General features: G+C 68.4%; 22 protein-coding genes and 1 riboswitch. Of the genes, 16 read left to right on the top strand and 6 right to left on the bottom strand.

Features of this window, described 5'->3' with window-relative positions; genetic code table 11:
• The 3 genes from AC07C1_RS33285 to AC07C1_RS33275 all read left to right on the top strand — a co-directional run.
• Positions 1-412: flavodoxin/ferredoxin-dependent (E)-4-hydroxy-3-methylbut-2-enyl-diphosphate synthase (locus AC07C1_RS33285; protein WP_478945146.1), on the top strand; the 412-nt coding region annotated here is incomplete at its 5' end.
• Positions 413-443: 31 nt separating this feature from the next.
• On the top strand, positions 444-2,342 hold the full coding sequence (gene dxs / locus AC07C1_RS33280) for a 1-deoxy-D-xylulose-5-phosphate synthase (RefSeq protein ID WP_478945144.1): 1,899 nt from the start codon (positions 444-446) through the stop codon (positions 2,340-2,342).
• Positions 2,339-3,724 (top strand): aspartate aminotransferase family protein, encoded by a 1,386-nt coding sequence (locus AC07C1_RS33275; RefSeq protein ID WP_478945143.1) that lies wholly within the window; start codon positions 2,339-2,341, stop codon positions 3,722-3,724. Before dxs ends, AC07C1_RS33275 begins: the two co-directional genes overlap by 4 nt.
• Before the next feature lie 64 nt (positions 3,725-3,788).
• On the opposite strand, the gene AC07C1_RS33270 is transcribed toward AC07C1_RS33275, so the two are convergent.
• On the bottom strand, positions 3,789-4,076 hold the full coding sequence (locus tag AC07C1_RS33270) for a hypothetical protein (protein ID WP_478945141.1): 288 nt from the start codon (positions 4,074-4,076) through the stop codon (positions 3,789-3,791).
• A 125-nt stretch (positions 4,077-4,201) separates the two neighbouring features.
• On the opposite strand from AC07C1_RS33270, the gene AC07C1_RS33265 reads away from it, so the two are divergent.
• Positions 4,202-4,825, top strand: coding sequence for a helix-turn-helix domain-containing protein (locus tag AC07C1_RS33265; RefSeq protein ID WP_478945139.1), 624 nt, complete (start codon positions 4,202-4,204; stop codon positions 4,823-4,825).
• Positions 4,822-4,944, top strand: coding sequence for a DUF6126 family protein (locus AC07C1_RS33260; RefSeq protein WP_478945137.1), 123 nt, complete (start codon positions 4,822-4,824; stop codon positions 4,942-4,944). Before AC07C1_RS33265 ends, AC07C1_RS33260 begins: the two co-directional genes overlap by 4 nt.
• A gap of 89 nt (positions 4,945-5,033) precedes the next feature.
• Here AC07C1_RS33260 and AC07C1_RS33255 read toward each other — a convergent pair whose 3' ends face one another.
• On the bottom strand, positions 5,034-5,831 hold the full coding sequence (locus tag AC07C1_RS33255; protein WP_478945135.1) for a tyrosine-protein phosphatase: 798 nt from the start codon (positions 5,829-5,831) through the stop codon (positions 5,034-5,036).
• A gap of 171 nt (positions 5,832-6,002) precedes the next feature.
• On the opposite strand from AC07C1_RS33255, the gene AC07C1_RS33250 reads away from it, so the two are divergent.
• From AC07C1_RS33250 to AC07C1_RS33240, 3 genes are all read left to right on the top strand, one after another.
• Positions 6,003-8,075, top strand: a complete 2,073-nt coding sequence (locus AC07C1_RS33250; RefSeq protein ID WP_478945155.1) for an alpha-galactosidase — start codon at positions 6,003-6,005, stop codon at positions 8,073-8,075.
• A gap of 302 nt (positions 8,076-8,377) precedes the next feature.
• Positions 8,378-8,542, top strand: a riboswitch (cyclic di-AMP (ydaO/yuaA leader).
• A 2-nt stretch (positions 8,543-8,544) separates the two neighbouring features.
• Positions 8,545-9,468, top strand: coding sequence for a M23 family metallopeptidase (locus AC07C1_RS33245; RefSeq protein WP_478945133.1), 924 nt, complete (start codon positions 8,545-8,547; stop codon positions 9,466-9,468).
• Between the two features lie 267 nt (positions 9,469-9,735).
• Entirely contained in the window at positions 9,736-10,521 is a 786-nt protein-coding gene (locus AC07C1_RS33240; protein ID WP_478945153.1) for an SGNH/GDSL hydrolase family protein, read from the top strand.
• A gap of 180 nt (positions 10,522-10,701) precedes the next feature.
• Here AC07C1_RS33240 and AC07C1_RS33235 read toward each other — a convergent pair whose 3' ends face one another.
• Together AC07C1_RS33235 and AC07C1_RS33230 are read right to left on the bottom strand one after the other, a co-directional pair.
• Positions 10,702-11,322, bottom strand: a complete 621-nt coding sequence (locus AC07C1_RS33235; protein ID WP_478945131.1) for a TetR/AcrR family transcriptional regulator — start codon at positions 11,320-11,322, stop codon at positions 10,702-10,704.
• Between the two features lie 246 nt (positions 11,323-11,568).
• Positions 11,569-12,753: a Glu/Leu/Phe/Val dehydrogenase dimerization domain-containing protein gene (locus AC07C1_RS33230; protein WP_478945129.1), complete on the bottom strand. Its 1,185-nt coding sequence runs from the start codon at positions 12,751-12,753 to the stop codon at positions 11,569-11,571.
• 445 nt (positions 12,754-13,198) lie between these two features.
• On the opposite strand from AC07C1_RS33230, the gene AC07C1_RS33225 reads away from it, so the two are divergent.
• The 3 genes from AC07C1_RS33225 (at position 13,199) to AC07C1_RS33215 (ending at position 16,561) form a co-directional block, all read left to right on the top strand.
• A complete protein-coding gene (locus AC07C1_RS33225) occupies positions 13,199-14,431 on the top strand; it encodes an MBL fold metallo-hydrolase (RefSeq protein ID WP_478945128.1) in 1,233 nt (410 codons plus the stop codon).
• A gap of 432 nt (positions 14,432-14,863) precedes the next feature.
• Positions 14,864-15,739 (top strand): hypothetical protein, encoded by an 876-nt coding sequence (locus AC07C1_RS33220; RefSeq protein ID WP_478945126.1) that lies wholly within the window; start codon positions 14,864-14,866, stop codon positions 15,737-15,739.
• 30 nt (positions 15,740-15,769) lie between these two features.
• On the top strand, positions 15,770-16,561 hold the full coding sequence (locus AC07C1_RS33215) for a hypothetical protein (RefSeq protein ID WP_478945125.1): 792 nt from the start codon (positions 15,770-15,772) through the stop codon (positions 16,559-16,561).
• A gap of 103 nt (positions 16,562-16,664) precedes the next feature.
• Here AC07C1_RS33215 and AC07C1_RS33210 read toward each other — a convergent pair whose 3' ends face one another.
• Positions 16,665-16,865 (bottom strand): DUF397 domain-containing protein, encoded by a 201-nt coding sequence (locus AC07C1_RS33210; protein ID WP_478945151.1) that lies wholly within the window; start codon positions 16,863-16,865, stop codon positions 16,665-16,667.
• The gene (locus AC07C1_RS33205) at positions 16,865-17,695 is read right to left on the bottom strand and encodes a helix-turn-helix domain-containing protein (protein WP_478945123.1); all 831 of its coding nucleotides are present in this window, start codon (positions 17,693-17,695) and stop codon (positions 16,865-16,867) included. Before AC07C1_RS33205 ends, AC07C1_RS33210 begins: the two co-directional genes overlap by 1 nt.
• A 103-nt stretch (positions 17,696-17,798) precedes the next feature.
• Between AC07C1_RS33205 and AC07C1_RS33200 the strand changes: the two genes are divergently transcribed.
• From AC07C1_RS33200 to AC07C1_RS33180, 5 genes are all read left to right on the top strand, one after another.
• Positions 17,799-18,116, top strand: a complete 318-nt coding sequence (locus AC07C1_RS33200) for a hypothetical protein (RefSeq protein WP_478945121.1) — start codon at positions 17,799-17,801, stop codon at positions 18,114-18,116.
• Entirely contained in the window at positions 18,109-18,306 is a 198-nt protein-coding gene (locus AC07C1_RS33195) for a hypothetical protein (RefSeq protein WP_478945119.1), read from the top strand. Before AC07C1_RS33200 ends, AC07C1_RS33195 begins: the two co-directional genes overlap by 8 nt.
• Before the next feature lie 331 nt (positions 18,307-18,637).
• Positions 18,638-19,072: a glycine-rich domain-containing protein gene (locus AC07C1_RS33190; protein WP_478945117.1), complete on the top strand. Its 435-nt coding sequence runs from the start codon at positions 18,638-18,640 to the stop codon at positions 19,070-19,072.
• Between the two features lie 90 nt (positions 19,073-19,162).
• A complete protein-coding gene (locus AC07C1_RS33185; protein WP_478945115.1) occupies positions 19,163-20,002 on the top strand; it encodes a protein kinase domain-containing protein in 840 nt (279 codons plus the stop codon).
• A gap of 1,348 nt (positions 20,003-21,350) precedes the next feature.
• Positions 21,351-21,848, top strand: coding sequence for a hypothetical protein (locus AC07C1_RS33180; RefSeq protein ID WP_478945113.1), 498 nt, complete (start codon positions 21,351-21,353; stop codon positions 21,846-21,848).
• The last annotated feature ends 6 nt before the right edge of the window (positions 21,849-21,854 follow it).

The following is a 21,854-nucleotide window of genomic DNA, read 5'->3' as shown; positions in this document are numbered from 1 at the left end:
GGGCATCGGCGACACCATCCGTGTGTCGCTGAGCGCGCCCCCCGTCGAGGAGGTCAAGGTCGGCCTGCAGATCCTCCAGTCGCTCGGCCTGCGCCGGCGCGGCCTGGAGATCGTCTCCTGCCCGTCCTGCGGCCGCGCCCAGGTCGACGTGTACAAGCTCGCCGAAGAGGTCACCGCCGGCCTGACCGGCATGGAGGTCCCGCTGCGCGTCGCCGTCATGGGGTGTGTGGTGAACGGTCCGGGCGAGGCCCGCGAGGCCGACCTCGGCGTCGCCTCCGGCAACGGCAAGGGCCAGATCTTCGTCAAGGGCGAGGTCATCAAGACCGTACCCGAGTCCAAGATCGTGGAGACCCTCATCGAGGAGGCCATGAACCTCGCCGAGCAGGCGAGTACCGCAGACCACATGAGTTGAGGCAAGGCACGGACCGAGAGGGGGCCTGAGCGTGACCATTCTGGAATCGATCCGGGGACCACGCGACCTGAAGGCGCTGTCCGAGGCGGAACTCGGCGAACTGTCCGACGAAATACGCGACTTCCTGGTGCACGCGGTGTCGAGAACCGGCGGTCATCTCGGGCCCAACCTGGGGGTGGTGGAACTCTCCGTCGCACTGCACCGGGTCTTCGAGTCACCGGTCGACCGCATCCTGTGGGACACCGGGCACCAGAGCTATGTCCACAAGCTCTTGACGGGACGTCAGGACTTTTCCAAGCTGCGCGGCAAGGGCGGCCTGTCCGGCTACCCCTCGCGCGAGGAGTCCGAGCACGACGTCATCGAGAACAGCCACGCCTCCACCGCGCTGGGCTGGGCCGACGGCCTCGCCAAGGCCAACCAGGTGCGGGGGGAGAAGGGGCACGTCGTCGCGGTCATCGGCGACGGCGCGCTGACCGGCGGCATGGCCTGGGAGGCGCTGAACAACATCGCGGCCGCCAAGGACCGGCCGCTGATCATCGTCGTCAACGACAACGAGCGGTCGTACGCCCCGACCATCGGCGGCCTCGCCAACCACCTGGCCACCCTGCGCACGACGGACGGCTACGAGAAGGTCCTCGCCTGGGGCAAGGACGTGCTGCAAAGGACCCCGGTCGTCGGCAACACGATCTACGAGTCGCTGCACGGCGCGAAGAAGGGCTTCAAGGACGCCTTCGCCCCGCAGGGCATGTTCGAGGACCTGGGCCTGAAGTACGTCGGCCCGATCGACGGCCATGACATCGGGGCCGTCGAGTCAGCGCTGCGCCGGGCGAAACGCTTCCACGGTCCGGTCCTGGTCCACTGCCTCACGGAGAAGGGCCGCGGCTACGAGCCCGCCCTCGCCCATGAGGAGGACCACTTCCACACCGTCGGTGTGATGGACCCGCTCACCTGCGCACCGCTCGCGCCCTCCAACGGGCCCTCCTGGACCTCGGTGTTCGGCGACGAGATCGCGCGGATCGGGGAGGAGCGGGAGGATGTCGTGGCCATCACGGCCGCCATGCTGCACCCGGTGGGCCTCGGGAAGTTCGCCGAGCGCTTCCCCGACCGGGTGTGGGACGTGGGTATCGCCGAGCAGCACGCGGCCGTCTCCGCGGCCGGGCTCGCGACCGGCGGCCTGCACCCGGTCGTCGCCGTCTACGCCACCTTCCTCAACCGCGCCTTCGACCAGCTGCTGATGGATGTGGCCCTGCACCGCTGCGGGGTGACCTTCGTGCTGGACCGGGCCGGTGTCACCGGCGTGGACGGCGCGTCCCACAACGGCATGTGGGACATGTCGATCCTCCAGGTCGTACCGGGCCTGAGGATCGCCGCCCCGCGTGACGCCGGCCAGCTCCGGGCGCAGCTGCGTGAGGCGGTCGCGGTGGACGACGCGCCGACTCTGGTCCGTTTCCCGAAGGAGTCCGCCGGCCCGGAGATCCCGGCGATCGGCCACGTGGGCGGCATGGACGTCCTGCACCGTGCCGGGCACCCCGAGGTGCTGCTGGTGGCCGTCGGCGCGATGGCACCGGTGTGCCTGCGGGCCGCCGAGCTGCTGCAGGCCCGTGGTGTCGACTGCACGGTGGTCGACCCCCGTTGGGTCAAGCCCGTCGACCCCGCCCTGCCCGGACTGGCGGCCGCACACCGTCTGGTGGCCGTGGTGGAGGACAACAGCCGTGCGGCAGGTGTCGGGTCGGCCGTCGCCCTGGCCCTCGGTGACGCCGACGTGGACGTGCCGGTACGGCGGTTCGGCATCCCGGAGCAGTTCCTCGCGCACGCCAAGCGCGGCGAGGTGCTGGCCGACATCGGTCTCACGCCCGTCGAGATCGCCGGGCGGATCAGCGCGAGCCTGGCCGCCAAGGACGTCGGCGGCACAGCCAAGGAGAGTGAATGACGACGGAGTTCGACCTCGGTGCCCTGCTGGCCGAGCGCGGAGCCGAGCGCTACGAGCTGCACGGGAAGTACCTCAACCCGCAGCTGCCGCGCATGCTGCGCACCATCGGCTTCGACAAGGTCTACGAGCGCGCCGAGGGCGCCCACTTCTTCGACGCGGACGGCAACGACTACCTGGACATGCTCGCCGGGTTCGGGGTGATGGGCCTGGGCCGCCATCACCCGGTCGTCCGCAGGGCGCTGCACGACGTCCTCGACCTGAACCTCGCCGACCTCACCCGCTTCGACTGCCAGCCGCTGCCCGGTCTGCTCGCCGAGCGGCTGCTCGCCCACAGCCCGCACCTCGACCGGGTGTTCTTCGGCAACAGCGGCACCGAAGCGGTGGAGACGGCCCTGAAGTTCGCCCGGTACGCCACCGGCAAACCGCGCGTCCTCTACTGCGACCACGCCTTCCACGGCCTGACCACCGGCTCGCTCTCGGTCAACGGTGAGAACGGCTTCCGTGACGGCTTCGCCCCGCTGCTGCCCGACACCGCCGTACCCCTCGGCGATCTCGACGCTCTGGCGAGGGAGTTGAAGAAGGGGGACGTCGCCGCCCTGATCCTCGAACCGATCCAGGGCAAGGGCGTGCACGAGGCCCCGCCCGGTTATCTGCGCGCCGCACAGGAGTTGCTGCACAGGCACAAGGCGCTGCTCATCGCCGACGAGGTGCAGACCGGCCTCGGCCGTACCGGCGACTTCTACGCCTACCAGCACGAGGACGGGGTCGAGCCGGACCTGGTGTGCGTGGCCAAGGCGCTGTCCGGCGGCTATGTCCCGGTCGGCGCCACCCTCGGCAAGGAGTGGATCTTCAAGAAGGTGTACTCGTCCATGGACCGCGTCCTGGTCCACTCGGCGAGCTTCGGCTCCAACGCCCCGGCGATGGCGTGCGGCCTCGCCGTGCTGTCGGTCATGGAGAACGAGCAGATCGTCGCCGGGGTCCGCACGACGGGCGAGCTGCTGAAGTCCCGGCTGACCGCGCTGATCGACACGTACGAGCTGCTCGCCGACGTGCGCGGCCGGGGCCTGATGATCGGCATCGAGTTCGGCAGGCCGTCCTCGCTGAAGCTGCGCGGCCGCTGGACCATGCTGCAGGCGGCACGCAAGGGCCTGTTCGCGCAGATGGTCGTCGTACCGCTGCTGCAACGGCACCGGATCCTCACCCAGGTCTCCGGCGACCACCTGGAGGTGATCAAGCTCATTCCGCCGCTGATCATCGACGAGGCCGACGTGGACCGGTTCGTGGACGCCTTCACCGCCGTGATGGACGACGCCCACAGCGGCGGTGGCCTGATGTGGGACTTCGGCAAGACGCTGATCAAGCAGGCGGTGGCCCACCGCTGATCACGGGTCGGGCCCTTTTCCCGCGCCCCGCACCGGCACGGGCCCGGTGCGGGGCGCGGGCCGTTCACCAGAAGAACGGCATGAGGAGGACGAAGGGGTAGATCAGTCCGAGCGCGCCGAGGACGGTGCCCGTGGCGGCGATCCACAGCCGCCCGATGCCGCGCAGGGCGTAGTGGGCGCCCGTGAGGCCGAAGACGACGGCGAGCCCGCCGCCTATGAGCATCACGGGGAGCAGGGTGAGCGTGAGGGGCGGCCACAGGCCGGATGCGGCCGCGAGCCCCAGGACGAGTGCGGTGGGGCCGAGGGCGGTGGCGGGCGTGTCGGCTCGGTCGGCCGTGGTGCGTGCAGGCATGTGATCCCCCCGTTTTGAACGTGTTCAAATCATAACCCCCTGGTCGCCACGGTCGGTACGCGGGCGTCTTTTGCCTCTGAGGCAACAAAATTGCCGCAGAGGCAAGAATGCGGCTCAATGGAGGCATGAACGCCTCAGACTCCGCGTCACCGGCGGACCAGGGCACGGACCTGCACGCCGTCGCGCCGCAGCTGCGCGCACTGCGCCGCCGTACCGGCCTCACACTGGAGGCCGCGGCCCACACCGCCGGGCTCTCGCCGGCCCACCTCTCCCGCCTGGAGACCGGACACCGCCAGCCCTCGCTGCCGATGCTCCTCGCGCTCGCCCGTATCTACGGTACGACCGTCTCCGAACTGCTCGGCGAGACGGGCGCCGGCCGGGACGCGATCGTGCGGGCCGCCGACATGGAGCCGACCCGGGCGGGCGGCTGGACATACGTCCAGGCCGGGGCGCCCGGCCGCGGCATGCAGGCCCTGCGGGTCAGCGTTCCGTACGGCTCCCAGGGCGACATCGTGCGCGTCCACCCGGGCGAGGAATGGCTCTACGTCCTCGCGGGACGCCTGCGGCTGCGCCTCGGCGACACCGCGCACCTGCTCGCGCCCGGCGACAGCGCGCACTTCGATTCGCTCACGCCGCACCGCCTCGCCGCCGAGGACCACGACGGAGTGGAGCTGCTGTTCGTCCATACCCTGCTGCAGAGCCCCACGGCCACACTGTGCCTGGGGCCGTTGACCGGAGAGCTGTCATGAGCGACTTCGAGGAGAAGTTCCCCCGTTCCCTGTGGGTCCGGCTGATCATCTACATCGCCCTCGGCCATGTCCTGGCCGCGTTCCTCTACCTGTTGTTCGCGGTGGGCGCCAAGGGCTGACCCGGCGGCCGACGTGGTCCGGCCTTCGCCGGACGGCAGCCCACACCCACATGGGGGCGGCGCAGGCGGCCCCGTGGCTCCCCCTCCGGTCAGTCCAGCAGGCGCTCGCGCAGTCGCTCGCGGGTGTCGGGAGTGAGGCCGAGGCCCCGCTCCAGGTAGGCGTCGACTCCGCCCCAGGTGTCCTCGATGCTCCGGAAGGCGGCCTCGAGGTACTCGGCGCGGGCGTCGAAGAGCGGGTTGAGCAGCTCCATCACCTCGGGGGTGTACGCGGTGTCCGGGCTGCCGGCGCGCCGCACCCGGTAGCGGCGGTGCTTGGCGTTGGACTCCAGGTAGTCGGCGACGATGGCCTCGCGCTCCACCCCCAGCGAAAGGAGCGTGACGGCTATGGAGATGCCCGCGCGGTCCTTGCCGGCCGCGCAGTGCATCAGGGCGGGCACGTTGTCCTCGGCGAGCGCGTGCAGCACCCGGGAGTGCTCGGCGGTGCGCTCCTTGACGATCGTCCGGTACGAGGCGATCATCCGGGCCGCCCCCTTGCCGTCGTCCAGGATCGCGCGCAACTGTTCGAGGTCGCCCTCGCGGACCATCTTCCAGAACTCGGCGCCGTCCGCCGGGTCGCTCAGCGGCAGGTTCACGTTCCGCACGCCGGGCAGCTCGACGTCCGGGCCCTCCAGCTTCTGGTCGGCCGCGTTGCGGAAGTCGAAGATCGTGTGCAGGCCCAGGGAGGAGAGGAAGGCCGCGTCCTCCTCGGTCGCGTGCGCCAGGTGCCCGCTGCGGAACAGCACGCCGTGCCGAACTCGCCGTCCATCCACGGTGGGCAGTCCGCCCACGTCGCGGAAATTGCGCACTGCGGCCAGCTCCGGCTCGGTCGACGGGACCTGCTGCGTCACGGGGGCTCCTCCCGGTCGGCCCCGCCGGCGCGGCTCGTCGACGGGCGCTCCGACGACCATACGACATTGCTTTCCTCGGGCAATGAGTTGTCCACAGGCATTGTCACCAGAGGCTGCGCGGCCTGATGATGTTCGCACTTGAGCGGATCTGTTGGCACCTGTGAGGTCTCGATGCTGGACATCGCCGAAGACGGTCGCACCTGGCTCCTGACGGGGCCCACCAGCAGCTATGCCCTCCATCTCACCGCTGCGGACGAACTGCTCCACCTGCACTGGGGCCCGCGGATCCGGCTCGCGGACGCCGAGGCGCTGGCGGTGAGCCCCCTGCCCGGCTACTGGCCCTTCGAATCCCCGCTCGACGGCCGCGAGGAGTACCCGGTCGAGGGCGGCCCCCGCTTCGTCCGCCCCGCCCTGTCCGTGCGCACCGACGAGCGCCGCGGCACGGAGTGGAGTTTCGAGGCGTACGACGCGGAGGGCGACGAACTGCGGCTGCGCTTCCACGACGACGGGCTGGCGATCACCCTGCACTACCGGATGCGCGGGGACGTCATGGAGCGCTGGGTGACCGTGGACAACGGCGGGCACGCGCGCGTGGAGCTGCTGCGGGCCGACGCCGCCACCTGGACCCTGCCCGACCGCGAGGGCTGGCGGCTGTCCCAGCTGCACGGCCGCTGGGCCGCCGAGTCCCGGCTCACCGCCGCTCCCCTCACCTACGGCGAGAAGGTCATCGGCAGCCGCCGCGGCCACACCGGCCATCAGCACCTGCCCTGGGTGGCGCTCGACACCGACGCCACCGAGGAGCGCGGCGAGGTCTACGGCTGCGCGCTCGGCTGGTCCGGCTCCTGGCGCATCGCCGTCGCCCAACTCCCGGACGCGCGCGTGCAGATCACCGGCGGCGCCGGCTACGACGACTCGGGCCTGCTGCTCCTGCCGCCGGGGGAGTCGTACACCACCCCTGTCTTCGCGGGGCTGTGGAGCGACGGCGGCTTCGGCGGCGCCAGCCGTACCTGGCACGCCTATCAGCGCGCGTACGTCATCCCGGACGCGGAGCGGGACCGGCCCGTTCTCTTCAACTCCTGGGAGGCGACGAACTTCGACATCTCCGCGGAGCAGCAGGCCGCCCTCGCCCGGCGCGCCGCCGAGATCGGCGTCGAACTGTTCGTGGTGGACGACGGCTGGTTCGGCGCACGTACCAGCGACCGGGCGGGACTCGGCGACTGGACGCCCAACCCCGACCGGTTCCCGCACGGCCTCAAGCCGCTCGCGGACCAGGTGCACGGCCTCAGCATGCAGTTCGGCATCTGGGTCGAGCCCGAGATGGTCAACCCGGACAGCGACCTCTACCGCGCCCACCCCGACTGGGTGCAGTACCAACCGGGACGGAAGCGGACGGAACTACGCAACCAGCTCGTTCTCAACCTCGCCCGCGAGGACGTCCGGGAGTATCTGTGGGAGCAGCTGGACGCACTGCTCTCCAGCGCCCCGATCGACTATGTGAAGTGGGACTTCAACCGCTGCTTCACCGACGCCGGCTGGCCCGGTGAGCCGTACCCGCAGCGCCTGTGGGCCGACCACGTCCGGGCCCTGTACGCCCTGCTGGACCGGCTGCGCGCGGCGCACCCCGGGGTCGCCTTCGAATCCTGCTCGGGCGGTGGCGGCCGGATCGACCTCGGGGTGATGAGCCGCACCGACCAGGTGTGGACCTCCGACAACACCGACCCGCTGGATCGGCTCGCCATCCAGCACGGCTTCACCCAGATCCACCCCGCCCGGGTCATGGCCGCCTGGGTCACCGACAGCCCGAACACGCAGCTCAACGGCCGGGTCAGCCCGCTGCGGTTCCGCTTCGTCAGCGCCATGGCCGGCGTCCTCGGTGTCGGCGGTGACCTCGCGGAGTGGAGCGGGGAGGAGCTGGCCGAGGCCCGGCGGTGGGTGGAGCTGTACAAGGAGATCCGCCCGGTCGTCCAGCGCGGCGAGCTGTACCGGTTGCGGCCTCCGGCGGGCGGCCTGAGTGCCGTCCAGTACGTCCTCGCGGGCGAGACGGTGGTCCTGGCCTGGCTGCAGGCGCAGAGCTACGGCGAGCCGGTGCCGGCGGTGCGGCTGCGTGGAATCGACCCGACGGCATCGTATGAATGCCGCGAAACGGGCGAAGTGCATCGAGGGGCCGTCCTGCTGCACCACGGGCTGCACACCGGGCTGAAGGGCGACCTGGATGCGACGATTTTCCGTCTGCGTCGCATCTGAGCTTTCTGTCCGTATTGGCGGCTTCATTCCAACTCGCTGTGGAATGAGGGGCTGTGGTGGCATGGCGCGTGAGGAGCGTCATATCGGTGACCGAGCGTCGCGCGTCATGTTCACGTAATTCTGGTGTGGAAGAGGGGAATCGTAGGGTGCGTGGGGCGGGAATTCACGGAGGGTGACCGCGCTGGTCCGCTTTCGATCTTCGGAAACGCCAACGGGGGGAACCGGCTGCTTGTTTCCGTGCGTCCTGCTCGCTTACGTTCGCCACCAATCCGGACGGAACGCCGAATCCTGCCGTCGCCCGGAGTCCCCACACACTTGACCCGTGTTCGGCAGGAGCGGGGGACCCACCAGGTACCACTGCCTGTCCGGTCTCCGCGACAGGCTAGGGGTGAAGCCGCGCGCCGCGCGACCGGGCAGCTCCAGCCCGAACCCGACAGCTGACCTCGCAGGCGTCGGAGAGGAATGCGCCATGCCCGCGAAGGGTAAGCACCGACGTCCCAAGACCCCGCGTTTTTCCCGCTCCATCGCCGTCGCCGGGACCGGTGGCGCCGCGCTGGCCCTGCCGCTCATCGGGGTCACCCAGGCGCAGGCCGCCACCCCGGCGCAGTCCGTCTCCGGAAAGGCCGTGCAGTCGCTTCCGGCCACGGTGAAGAAGGCCGCCGCTCAGCCGGATTCGACGGTGCGCACCTACACGGTGAAGTCCGGCGACTGCCTCTCGGCGATCGCCGACCAGCAGCACGTCAGCGGCGGCTGGCACCAGCTCTACGACGACAACCGGCAGGCCGTCGGCGCCGACCCGGCGCTGATCCACCCGGGCCTCGAGCTCACGCTCGGCAAGAAGGCCGCGCAGACCCGCACCGAGTCCGCCGCCCCGCGGGACTCCTCGACCAAGGCGCAGCACTCGGCCGCCTCGCAGTCCTCCCGGACGCAGGCCGCCCCGGCGGCCAAGTCGTCGGATGCCACCGCCTCGACGGCCGCCGCCACCGGCTTCACCCTCCCGGTGACCGGCGCCACCGTCGGCACCGGCTACCACGTGGCCGGCAGCATGTGGTCCAGCGGCTACCACACCGGCGTCGACTTCGTCGTCCCAACCGGCACTTCCCTGAAGGCCGTCGGCGCGGGCACGGTCGTCTCGGCCGGCTGGGGCGGCGCCTACGGCAACCAGGTCGTCATCAAGCTCGACGACGGCTACTACGCCCAGTACGCCCACCTGTCGCAGCTCTCCGTCTCGGCCGGCCAGACCGTGACCGCGGGCCGGCAGATCGGCCTGTCCGGCGCCACCGGCAACGTGACCGGCCCGCACCTGCACTTCGAGATCCGCACGACGCCGGACTACGGCTCCGACATCGACCCGCTCGGTTACCTCCGCCAGCACGGCGTCGCCGTCGGCTGAGGACCGCCCCGCCCCGAACCGCCTGCCTGACACGCCTCCGAAGGCCGGACCCACGATCCCCGGGTCCGGCCTTCGGTGTGGAACAACGGCACGCCCGCTGGGCTTCGGCCGCAACATGTCTGACGGCAGGCCTATTCCTGATTCGCAAATTATTTAAGGGTGTCTCATCTCACCGTTCGTCAACTCCGGCTTACGGTCGCGCAAGTCACATCCGAAGGTGAATCATGGTCCGACGTGGCAGACGATTCGAAGAATGACAACAGATCAGTGATCGGGTCGTACGTGGCGGTGGGGGACAGCTTCACCGAGGGCGTCGGCGACCCCGGCCCGGACGGGGCCTTCGTGGGCTGGGCCGACCGGTTCGCGGTTCTCCTCGCCGACCGGCGTCCCGAGGGCGACTTCCAGTACACCAACCTCGCCGTGCGCGGGAAGCTGCTGGACCAGATCGTGGCCGACCAGGTCCCCACGGCCGCCGGACTGGCCCCGGACCTGGTCTCCTTCTGTGCCGGCGGCAACGACATCATCCGCCCCGGCACCGACCCGGACGAGGTGGCCGAGCGGTTCGAGCGGGCCGTGGCCCGGCTGGCCGAGGTCGCGGGCACGGTGATGGTGACGACCGGCTTCGACACACGGGGCGTTCCGGTGCTCAAGCACCTGCGCGGCAAGATCGCCACGTACAACGGACACGTCCGCGCGATCGCCGACCGGTACGGCTGTCCCGTGCTCGACCTGTGGTCCCTCAGGTCCGTGCAGGACCGCCGGGCCTGGGACAGCGACCGGCTCCATCTCTCGCCCGAGGGGCACACGCGCGTGGCGCTGCGGGCCGGGCAGGTCCTCGGCCTCGACGTCCCGGCCGACCCGGAGCAGCCGTGGCCGCCGCTGCCGCCCCGGGGCACCCTGGAGGTCCGCCGCGACGACGTCCAGTGGGCCCGCGAGTTCCTCGTCCCGTGGATCGGCCGGCGGCTGCGCGGCGAGTCCTCCGGTGACCATGTGACGGCGAAGGGCACCCTGTCGCCGGACGACATCAAGTCGCGGATCGCCTCGGTGGCCTGAGGCCACCGGCCCCGCCCCGGACCGCGTACCCGGCGGTCCGGGGCACGACCGCATCCGGCCGGCGCACCGAGCCGGGCTCCGACGGGTAGTTCAGGCCCCTTTCCGGTAGGAACCCGAGCAACGGCTGAATCGTTCGGTCGGCCGATGGGGGCGTGATCAGGTCCGACGCGTGCGGAGCGCTCACCGCTCCCGTTCGGTCAGGGCCTTCCGGTCCAGCCCCAGCTCTCGGGCGAGGGCCTCGTCGGCCCATTCCTGCGCCCGGGCCCGCGGCACGGCGCCCGGGTACGACGTCAGCTGTACGGCCAGGCCGTCCAGCAGCGCCGTCAGCCGCAGCGCGGCACCGGCCGGGTCGGCGCACGCGAACTCGCCCGCCGCCACACCCTCGGCGATGACTTCGGCGAGCGCGGCCTTCCACTGCCTGTCGAGTTCCCGGGTGACCTCCCGCAGAGCGGGCTCCCGCAGGGCCACGGCCCAGCCCTCGATCCACAGCCGCCAGCCCTTGGCCTGGCCGGTGGGCGCGTACCAGCGCACCGCCGCCCGCAGCCGGCGCAGCGCGGACGTCCGGCGGCCCAGCAGCTTGCGCAGATGCGTGAGATCGCCCTCGGCCGCGTACGCGAACGCGTCGGCGACCAGCTTCTCCTTGGTCGAGAAGTGGTACAGCACCAGTGCGTTGCTCACGCCGAGCGCCGCGGCCACGTCGGCGATCCTGACCGCCGCCACGCCCCGCGCCTCGATCTGCTCGATGGCGGCCCGCAGCAGTTCCTCCCGCCGCTCGGCCACGCTCAACCGCACTCTCGCCACGCCGTCACCCTACACAGCCGCCCGGACATGCGCCGACGAGCGCGTGACGCCCTGGTGCGACCGGCCCCGCGCTACCGCACTACTGACTCATCATTCAGTCAGTAGGTGAAGCGGCGGACGCCCGACCACGGACGGCCGCCCGACCCGCCCGGGCGACGGCCCGCTGGGACCCCGGCCACCGTGGGCCGTGTCGGCGCGGGCGGCACGACCACCACGACGTGCCCGCAGGAGACTCACCCGGGTCCGTCACCGGTACCGATCGAAGCGTTCCGCGATCATCGGCAGCCGGTCGGTCACCAGGGCGTGGGCGGCCGCGCGCGGGGTCGTACCGTCGGCCTCCGCGCGGTCGAGCATCAGGTCGACCAGGGCGCGCATCGAGCGCCGGAGGTGCGCGAACGCCTCGTCGGCATCGGCACCGATGTCACCGAACAGGGTCCACCACCACCAGGCGTTCGTCCCGGAGTTGACCACCACGTCGGGCAGTACCGTCACGCCCCGCGCGGCCAGCAGCGCCTCCGCCTCCGGCAGCACGGGCATGTTGGCGGCCTCGACGATCCAGCGGGCGCCGATCCCCTCCTGGTCGGCCGCGTCGATCGCGTACGACACGGCCGCCGGAACCAGCACCTCCGCCTCGGCGCACAGCCAGGCGTCGCCGGTCGGTTCGCGGTCGCCGGAGCGCAGCACGCGCCGGTCGACGGTGCCGTAGGCGTCCCGCGCGGCCAGCAGCGCCTCGACGTCGAGCCCAGCCGGGTTGACGATCGTGCCCTTGATGTCGGCGACCGCCACCACGGTCAGGCCCGCGCGCGCGAGGAAGCGCGCGGTGGCTCCGCCCATCGTGCCGAGGCCCTGCACGGCGACCCGGGTGCCCGGGTACGGCACCGACGCCCGGTCCAGGGCCGCGAGCACCGACTCGGCGACTCCGCAACCGCCGACCAGCTCGCCCAGGCCGATGCCGTCCACCTCGACCGCGAAGGCGTCCGCGAGCCGCTTGCGGGCCGCGGTCTCGTCGTCCAGCAGCGGGTACACCGCCTGGATGGAGGAGACCAGGCCCGCCTCGGCCGCGGCGCGGTCCACCAGGTCCTGGGTCAGGCCGAGGTCCTCGCCGGTGGCCCAGAGGCTCTCGATGTACGGCCGCACGGCGCGCAGGTAGCGCACCAGCAGCCCGTACGCCTCCGGCGCCCGCGGGTCGCAGTCGAGACCGCCCTTGGCGCCGCCGAGCGGGATGTAGCGGCCCTCGGGGTTGTAGTGCAGGGCCTCCTTCATCGTCATGCCGCGGGCGAGCCCCGCCACCTCCTCCAGCGTGCAGCCGGGACGCATCCGCAGCCCGCCGCTGGCCACGCCCCGCACCAGCCGGTCCACGACCAGGAAGCCCTGGCGGCCGGTGACGTGATCGGTCCAGACGAGTGACATCAGGGGGGCGGGGGCGGTCATGGGGTCTCCTCGGGGACGGTGATCAGGTGAAGCCGATTCCTCCCCGGCGGCTGCCGGACGGCGGTCTCCAGCTCCAGGGGGTGATGGAAGCCGTCTTGACGTCGGCCTCGGCCGCGGCACGCGCGCGTGGCCGTATCCGCTCGCTGGTGAAGGCGCGCGCCGGATCGGCATCCCGCTGCCCGGGGTGCGGCCGGACCTGTTCGGTGGGAGGTCGGACATGGCGCCTCCGAAGGCGGTGAAGGCGGCCGGGGCTGGTCGGCAAAGGGAACGCGACGCCCGCTTTACTGAATAGTGAGTCAGTCTCCGGAGTCGCCCGGCACCCTGTCAACGTGCTGAACGGGTCTTCGGCAGCGCCCGCCGGGAGCGGAGGGCGCCCCCGGCGGCCCGGGGCTGTCGGAGGCGCCGACCATAATGGAGGGCCTCAGCCACTCCCTCTGGAGGTACCGTGATCGGTTTGCGTTCCTCGAGCTCCGGGCTCCGCGGCTTGCGGCCCGAAGCCTTCGGCGCGGACCCGGGCGGTGAGCGCCTGGCACGCATCCGTCGCTCTCCGCACTTCAGGGACGGTGTGTTCCAGAACCCGGGCGGTGCCGCGCGTACCAGGCCCGCCGGCTCCGCGCTGGACTTCGCGAAGGTGTTCTTCGACAAGGACACCCGGCCCCTGCGCGCGCCGAAGGGCACCGTCCCGGTGTACCCCACGACCTTCGCCGACCTCGGCAAGCCGCCCGCCACGGGACTGCGGCTGACGTGGATGGGTCACTCCAGCGTGCTCGCGGAGATCGACGGCCACCGGGTGCTGTTCGACCCGGTCTGGGGTGAGCGCTGCTCCCCGTTCCCCTTCGTCGGACCGAAGCGCCTGCACCCGGTGCCGCTGCCGCTGGCCGCGCTCGGCGAGGTGGACGTGGTCGTGATCTCGCACGACCACTACGACCACCTGGACCTGCCCACCATCAAGGCGCTGGCCGGCACGGACACCGTGTTCGCCGTGCCGCTCGGTGTGGGTGCCCACCTCGAACACTGGGGTGTGTCTCCGGACCGGCTGCACGAACTCGACTGGCACGAGTCCACCAAGGTCGGCCGACTCACCCTCACGGCCACGCCCGCCCACCATTTCTGCGGCCGCGGACTGCGCAACACCCAGCACACCCTCTGGGCGTCCTGGGCCGTCGCCGGTGAGGAGCACCGGATCTATCACAGCGGCGACACCGGTTACTTCGAGGGCTTCGAGGAGATCGGCGCCGCGCACGGCCCCTTCGACGCCACGATGATCCAGATCGGGGCGTACAGCGAGTTCTGGCCCAAGAACCACACTGATTATAAGCCGCTGCCCGGCTTCTGGCCGGACATTCACATGTCACCAACCCAAGGCGTCCAAGCCCACCTTGACCTGCAAGGAGGCAAGCCGCACGGGGTGATGCTGCCGATCCACTGGGGCACCTTCACCCTGGCCCCGCACGCCTGGGCCGAACCGGGGGAGTGGACGAAGGACGAGGCCGAGGAGATAGGTCAGGCGTTGGCTCTGCCCCGTCCGGGCGAGCCCTTCGAACCCTCGGGCCAGCTTCCCACGAAACCGTGGTGGCGCGAGGTCTCGCACCCGATCGCAACCCCCTGGCGTCGTCCCAAGATCCGCATGACTCCCGTTCCGAAGCTGACGGGCGAACCTGACCTCGTGGCCGAGTAATGGCCGAGGATAGGACTCTTCAGGAGCTTGCCGAGGGCTTGGCTGCCTTACCTCCCGACATGAGGAAGGAAACATTACGGGCCTTGGATGGGCCGCCGCGCCGCGAGCGGAACGAGGCGCCGGCCAAGTACATCCCGCTGCCCACTCTGCCCGAGGAGGCCCGCTTGCGAGTCGTCACGCGCATAGTCCGCTCTGAGTAGCAGGCCGGAAAGAAAGAAGGCCCCCGCAAGGGGGCCTTCGTCATCTGTCGGCGCGAAGCGCCGCGACTCCGCGTTCGTCCCCGCCTCTGGGGACTCCATGCGACAGACCACTTGACTGGACTCCGAGCGATCATGCTACGGTCCATCACAGCCGCAAGTTTTGCGGCAAAAAAGCGACCCCGCGAGGCGGCAACCTCCACGGGGTCTGACACCGAAGAGGTCTAGGTCTTCGATGCAGGTCAAGCGTATCAAGCACGCGTCTGGCTATGTCCAGATCCCCAACACGATCGCGCGGCACGGCAGTCTCTCCCTTGAGGCGGTCGGTCTGTTGACGCGGCTCCTCTCTCTGCCTGACGGCACCGGGGCGACGGTCGAGAGGATCACCGCCCAGGTCTCCAACGGCCGGCGCTCTGTCTCCAAGGCCATGAACGAGCTGATCGAGGCTGGCTACGTCCGCCGTGCCAAGGTGCAGGACCCCGAGACGGGCCGATGGGTCACCATCACCACCGTCACGGACACCCCTGAAGCTGCGACCTATCCGACTGACCGGTTGCCGACGGTCGGTTCTGCGACTGGTCGGGCCGTCGGCGGCTCTCCCATAGGGAGAAAGACGGAAGAAGAGAAGAACACCACCCCACCCCCGAGCCGGGCTCAGGAAGCCGCTCCGCTCGTCGCTGAGAGCGTCGAGAAGGGTGGGGAGGGAGAAGCCACCTTCCTGAACAAGATCGGCCGCGAGATGGCCCGTGAGGCCCGCCGCATCCTTGAGCGGCTGAGCCTTCACAAGAGCCTGCCCCTCTCCGATCAGGAGATTGCTCGTCTCGCTCCGAAGGTCGTGCCGTGGCTGCGTGAGGACTACCGCAGTGACGAGATCCTTCAGTGCCTCACCACCGCTCTCCCTGAGCAGATCGACTCTGTTCCGGGCCTGGTCTCTCACCGCCTGAGGAACTTCTCCCCGGTGAGGTCTATCCCTCAGCAGCCCTCGAAGCCCGTCGAGCGGGCTCACTGCGAGGTCTGTGAGGTGATCTTCCCTCTCGGTCACGCGGGTGGCATCTGCCGCACGTGCAAGGACGAGATGGACCGCGCTGCCGCTCATCTCGCAGCGCTCTAACCAATCCCAAGCACATTCGAGAGGACACTCATGTCTACCGCTGTGCCCTGGTACATCAAGGCCGTGCTCCGCATCGCCCTCCCCGCGGCCTGTCTCGCTGCGCTGTACCTCTCCATCCCCGGAGAGGTGGCTCTCGCCAAGACGGCCGGGTGGTCTGAGCACTACGCACCCGCCATGCCGGTCTGTCTCTCGGTCTACGCCCTCGCGGCCGGGGCGATCTCTCAGTACCGCCGCAAGATGCAGCTCCCCGGTGAGAGGACCGCTCTCATCGGTGGCGTGATGGCTCTCCTTCTCGCCATGGGAGCGCAGTCGATCAGTCACTTGATCGAGCAGTCCTACATGGGGACCTCGTGGCGCCTGGTGGTCGCTGTGAGCTGCGTTCCGCCTCTGGTGATCGCTCACCTCATCCACATGGCTGAGACGCCCTCTCAGGCGAAGACGGCCGATGAGGAGAAGGCGGAGCTTCGAGGGATGATCGACTACCTCTCGGAGGAGCTGACTGCCTCGCTGGCCTCTCAGTCCCTCACGCTGGTCTCTCGGGCCTCCGGAACGGTGAAGGGGTTCGAGTCCTTGGCGAAGGTGGCCCACGTGCTGTCTGAAGAGGTTGAGAAGGTCTCTGAGGAAGTTGAGAAGTCTCTCACCGCTCCCAAGCCTCAGGCTCTCGCTGCGCGGATCGTCAAGACGAGGGAAGCCCTGAAGGCCCAGGGAGGCAAGGTCACCGTGGATGCTGTCTGCCAGGCCCTCGGGATCTCTCAGGCGACGTACTACCGCTACAAGCCCTCTGAGCAGCAGGCCGGGGGCACGCTGCCGCTGACTGTCTGACAGGCCGGAAAAGCAGAGAACCCCCCGCAGTGATAGTGCGGGGGGTTTCTGGCCCCGAGGAACGGCGGGTCCCTGGGGCAGGTCGAGCTTAATTCATTCCTTCTCAGACCTGAGCGTCCTTGGCCAGGCCCACGAAGGCGGACCAGGCGCCCGCGGAGACCACGAGTGCCGGCCGCTCGGGCGCCTTGCTGTCACGGACGGGGACGACGCCTTCAGCGGCGACGAGGCAGGCGGCGACCTCAACGCAGTCGCCGCCGTTGTTGCTGTAGGAGGACTTGAACCAGCGGAGAGAGTCGGTCCTGATCACGGGGTGCCCCTTCGAAGCTCTTCGATCATGGCCACAGATGCCGCCTGAGATAGCGATTCGGCCTGTAGCTGATGGTAGGCCGTAAGCATCGGAAGGACAGCAGCGGTTTCGCGCTCCACGTACCCCTGAGCTTGCGACTCCGCGTAGCTAACCATCGATCTATCCCCAAGCGTCAGCAGGTTGACAGGGAGATCGAAGGGCCGTCGCTCGCCTATCGCGAAGGGCGCTACCTGGAGCACGGTCGTAGGCCGGCGCGCGAACTCGACCAGCCGGTCAAGCTGTCCGTCCATCACCTTGTCGCCGCCCACGGGGCGCCGGATGCAGCTCTCATCCATGACCACGAGCACCAGGGGCGGCCGTGAGCGCTCCAACGCCTCTTGCCGCTGGATCAGGTAGGAGACTCGCTCCGCGGCCTGCTCGGCCGTGATGGCGCCTCGCTGCACCGCACTGTCGGCAAGTACCTGGGCGTACTCCGGTGTTTGAAGTAGGCCAGGGATGATGCCGACCTGGAACAGCCGCAGCTCGACCGCACGGGCCTCGTAGCCCACGTACTCACTGAAGCCCTCCTTCAGGACTCCGTGGACGATCTCTCTGAACTTCCGCTCGAAGAGGTCTCCCGTGCCCAGGGCGCGGTCAGCACTCCTCGAAAACCGCAAAGTTGGAACCTTGAGACCAGTTTCAACCGACGAGATATGCGATGTGGAATATTCCATGCGCTCGGCAAGCTCGGCTTGCTTCCAGCCCCGCTGTTCCCGGTACCTGCGCAGTTCGGCGCCGTAGGCCGCCTGCGGGCTGCTCTCGGGGTTGAGATCCTTCCGGTTGGCCACCCTGACACCAACTTCTCTGCCGTATCTGGAAAGTTGAAGGGCTTCTGACTGTAGGTCACGCTGAGGTTCCTCGGTAGTGGAAGCGCTACGGAGAGGAGCGGTCATGTCCGCTGTGCAGGTGGCGACCGCTCTGGCCGACGACGTGAAGGGCCGCACGATGCTCCCCCACAGCAGAGACGACGACACCCCCGATCGGTTGGTGGTCGAGGTCTTGGAGATCACGACCGCCTTGGCCGCGGTCCTGGACGAGGCCGGCATCAAGCTCCCGCAGTTTGCGGCCTTGGAGGGCACCTCAGAGCCGGGTGACTGGGTTGTGCGCCTAGGCGACTGCAACGTGCGCCAGGGCCTCGCTGTCTGCAACCTGCTAAGGGACGGTCTGACCCTTCGGACGAAGCATCCTGAGGAGTCCGTCAATGCGTGAGCCAGTCCCGAACGACGTGAGAGCCAGGCTGAACGCCGCCATGCTCAAGGCCGGCTGGCTGGTGGACATGGAGATCGTCAACACGGTCTGGGGGCCACGCATCCGGTTCCCCAAGGGCCTCGGGCTGGACCAGGCCGAGGAGCTGGTTCAGACGATCGAAGCAGGTACCGAGGCGAGGGCGATCAAGTGACTCAGTGGCCGCCGACGCTCAAGGAAAGGCGTCGGGTTCCGAGGAAGTTACGGGCCTGGAAGTTCAGCGCTGACGGTCCGTTCTGGGGCGGAGTGCTCATGCTCGTGATCTGGGGCTCCGCCGTCACCTTCATCGTCTCCTCCATCGCGCGAGGACACCCCTAAGCCCCCGCTCTACCGGATGACAGTCGATGGCTCTCCCACACCACATCGAAACCCGGTAGAGCGGGCTCCAGCCCCTCTCCCCGCCCTGGTGCACATGGTTCCTGCACACCCCCGTCAGGGCGGGGGGAGGTCGCAATGCACCACAACTCGATTGCAGGAGTGTGAGCATGTCTGCAACAACCACTGCCGTCCGCCTGGGCCGCGAAATGGTCGACGCGGAGCTGTTCGACAGCATCGTCGCCATGGTCATGCACGAGAAGGGCCGCGACCGCGAGTTCGCCGAGCAGGTCACGGACCAGGCCATCGCGTTCGTGTACGTCGCCGCCACGTCCACCGTGCCCATGGTGCCCAGTGACGACGTGGACGAGGGCCTTCACGCCTTCATCCTGCACACCCCGGACCACCACGCCTTCTGCCAGGAGCACGCCGGCCGGTTCCTGCACCACAACGCCCGGCCCGGCGTCCCGCGCACGGTCGAGGACGTGACGCGCTCGGCACAGGCCATGAAGGCGGCCGGGTTCAAGGTCATCGACGCGCGATGGAGCGTCGGGGACACGGCCTTCCAGTGCGACTCGGACTGTGGGCGTCCCTACGGCCAGTGACCCGCGCCGGTAGTCTCCGGCCGACCACCTGAACCGGGGCCGGCCTCCCACCCAGGGGGGCCGGTCCGTTCTGCGTTATACGGAGGGATCATGACGCCGTACGACATCCCGGAAAGCATTTCCAGGGCACTGAAGCCCGTCTCCAAGCAGCTCGTAGTGAACCGACGCGGCTCGACGGTATGGCGGATCGAGACGGAGGCCGGCGCCTACGCCGTGAAGCTCGGCTATCCGATCGAAGCGACAGGTGAATGGGCAGCTCAGCCGTGGACCGCCCTCGCTCCAGGCCGGGAAGGTGTCGTCCTGGGCCAGCTCGGAGGCGACGAGGTGAGCCATGGGCGTTGGGAGCACGGAACATGGAACGTTCAGCCTTGGCGTGAGGGTCTGAGCCTTTGGGATCTCTGGGAACAGCACCGTAAGGAAGACCCTGAGGGAACTCCGAACCTCGATCAGGCGCTCTCATGCGCCGATGCCTTGGCCGAACTGCATGCCAAAGGGTGGATTCACAGCGATGTGCAGCCTGCACACTTCATTCTGAGCCCAGAAAAGACGCATTTGATCGATCTGGCATTGGCTCGTGGTGGTTTGGTGCCCGAAGAGGTCGATTTCCGCTATCGCGGCTGTCTCGTCCACTATGAAAGCCCGGAAATCTCCGGAAGTGTCCTCGAATCGGGGACAGCAATCCCGACCACTGCCTCTGATGTGTATGGCCTCGGTGCGTCATTGTTCATCAGTGCCACGGGATTGAGGCATGTGGCCTATCCAGATGACGCTTCTCGTGCAGAACAGAGGCGTGCAATCGTCCAAGGCCCTCATAGGCCGGTAAAGGTGCCAGGTGTATTCGGGAAACTCATCGAAAGCATGCTCTCTCGGAGTCCTGGAGACCGTCCAACCAGTGCCGAAGTGAGTGCAGCGCTCAAAGGCGCTGTCTGAACTTGCGAACGCGGTTGGGGTGTATAAACCCAACCGCCTACAATATAGACGTCGGTGTCAATCGAGACGTTTTGGGACACAAACCCCTCGAAGTGTGGCTCAGCTCACGCTCTGAGGGGTTATTTCTTTCCTTCCAGACTGCCCTACGAGGGGGCGACAGAGGACAGGCCGGCGCCTGCGAGGCCGCTAAAGGGGCTGGAATGGGGTTCGGAGAGGAAAGAAATGGCCCTGGGGGCAATTGTTTAAACCCGTACACGTACGAAGGACAGCACCCCCGGTGGGTCCTTTCTTATTGAAATAGAGTATTACCCCCCTTTGCATTCAGTTGGGGAAGGATTTAATTCTGTTTCTGTGTCACGGGATGATAACGCATGCATCACGGGGAAATTAATTCCAACCTTTAGGCTACCTAACTACAGCGTTGCGAACGCGAAGAATTAGACTGCCTAACCATCCTCAGGATGCCCGACTATGTCCCTTTTCTATGCATAATCTTGTGACCGGCGTCACAGGATATTGGTGATGAAAGCGGACATAAATTCAGACAGAAGGGGCGAATTGAATGGCCTCGATTTCTTGCGACTGTGAGGCAGTGATATTCTTTGGGTGTCGGAAGGGGAAAGGCCCGAAGGGGCCGGAACCCGGAAGGCGGGGAAACCGGAGGGAATGCGGTTCCCGCAGGAATGCGGGCGCGTGCTCTGACCAAAGGGATTCCGTGCAGCTTGGGGACACATGTGCCCTTACAAATAGAACAAAGCCTAGATGCTGCGGCTACGCGGCTATGGGTAGACGTGTGTCGAATAGACGCCGGGGATACCACCACGCACCTTCGGTGTGTGGCCGGGTGGGGGAGACTCTGCCTGCGGTCCCTACACAGGATGGCGGTGAGACACACGTGCGGACCGGGAGGCCCGTATACCCATAGCTCCAAGGCAGGCAAGCGGAAAGGTAGAAGTGGCCACCCTGGGCGCGGAGTAGCGTCCAAACTCGGGGACTGCCCTAGTCACACATCCAGTGTGGGAGAGGGACGCGGCCAACGTGTGTGGAAAGCCTGGGTTTACCCAGAACGTACCTAGCGCCTGTACCTGATACGGCAGAGCGGGGATGACACGTAGCGCACGGGTATTAAATCAACGCCAGCAATGGGACCTGCGATAACCAATGCGCAGTGAGACTTGTCGGGAACAAGTGAGAGCGTGAGCAGGAAATTGCTGGCACCGCGAAAGCGGGGTCTGGACTGTTGACCAGACATGTAACCCACGGTCCGCACGGGCCGTGGGCTTTGTGCATGCGTGCGTGCACATTGCTCCCTGTCCGTGCATGAATTATTTCCCTCGGAGGCGTTCTCATGATGACTCGCAAGGAGCGTCAGGAGTATTACGCGCAGCTCGCGCAGCGTGAGGCCGAGCGCAAGGCGCGTCAGGCCATGTTCAAGGCGGACCCGGCCGGTAAGGCGGCTGCCATGGGCAAGGGCAAGGAGCAGGACGCCAGGGTCGCGCAGAAGCACCAGGAGAACGGCACCCAGCCCCTCGGGCCGGTGAAGACACTCGACCGCCGCAGCGGCACCCGTAGCCTGATCGTCACGGGTGTGGACCAGGCGAACGCAGACGATGTGTACGGCCGCACCGCGCGTGAGCGCGCCCAGCTCCCGACTCGTCCCGTCACGCCCAACAAGTACGCGGGTGAGCTGAAGCACCAGTCCACCCACGGCCTCACCACGTTCGGCCCGGCCTTCCGTGTCAAGGGTGGCAACCGCAAGAAGGTGAAGAAGGCGACCGAGCGCAAGCTCCCGAAGGGGTTCGTACAGGAGATCCCGGACCGCCTGAAGAAGTACGCGTCCGCGTAGCCATAC

The organism is Streptomyces sp. NPDC045022 (assembly GCF_056432605.1).
The sequence above is the reverse complement of the archived record's forward strand: the minus strand, read 5'-3'. Positions and strand labels throughout refer to the sequence as shown.

Excerpts from the sequence above, each read along its gene's own strand:
- AC07C1_RS33275 (WP_478945143.1), top strand. The coding sequence starts at position 2,339 with ATGACGACGGAGTTCGACCTCGGTGCCCTGCTGGCCGAGCGCGGAGCC.
- AC07C1_RS33270 (WP_478945141.1), bottom strand. The coding sequence starts at position 4,076 with ATGCCTGCACGCACCACGGCCGACCGAGCCGACACGCCCGCCACCGCC.
- AC07C1_RS33265 (WP_478945139.1), top strand. The coding sequence starts at position 4,202 with ATGAACGCCTCAGACTCCGCGTCACCGGCGGACCAGGGCACGGACCTG.
- AC07C1_RS33260 (WP_478945137.1), top strand. The coding sequence starts at position 4,822 with ATGAGCGACTTCGAGGAGAAGTTCCCCCGTTCCCTGTGGGTCCGGCTG.
- AC07C1_RS33250 (WP_478945155.1), top strand. The coding sequence starts at position 6,003 with ATGCTGGACATCGCCGAAGACGGTCGCACCTGGCTCCTGACGGGGCCC.
- AC07C1_RS33245 (WP_478945133.1), top strand. The coding sequence starts at position 8,545 with ATGCCCGCGAAGGGTAAGCACCGACGTCCCAAGACCCCGCGTTTTTCC.
- AC07C1_RS33230 (WP_478945129.1), bottom strand. The coding sequence starts at position 12,753 with ATGACCGCCCCCGCCCCCCTGATGTCACTCGTCTGGACCGATCACGTC.
- AC07C1_RS33220 (WP_478945126.1), top strand. The coding sequence starts at position 14,864 with ATGCAGGTCAAGCGTATCAAGCACGCGTCTGGCTATGTCCAGATCCCC.
- AC07C1_RS33215 (WP_478945125.1), top strand. The coding sequence starts at position 15,770 with ATGTCTACCGCTGTGCCCTGGTACATCAAGGCCGTGCTCCGCATCGCC.
- AC07C1_RS33200 (WP_478945121.1), top strand. The coding sequence starts at position 17,799 with ATGTCCGCTGTGCAGGTGGCGACCGCTCTGGCCGACGACGTGAAGGGC.
- AC07C1_RS33195 (WP_478945119.1), top strand. The coding sequence starts at position 18,109 with ATGCGTGAGCCAGTCCCGAACGACGTGAGAGCCAGGCTGAACGCCGCC.
- AC07C1_RS33190 (WP_478945117.1), top strand. The coding sequence starts at position 18,638 with ATGTCTGCAACAACCACTGCCGTCCGCCTGGGCCGCGAAATGGTCGAC.
- AC07C1_RS33185 (WP_478945115.1), top strand. The coding sequence starts at position 19,163 with ATGACGCCGTACGACATCCCGGAAAGCATTTCCAGGGCACTGAAGCCC.
- AC07C1_RS33180 (WP_478945113.1), top strand. The coding sequence starts at position 21,351 with ATGATGACTCGCAAGGAGCGTCAGGAGTATTACGCGCAGCTCGCGCAG.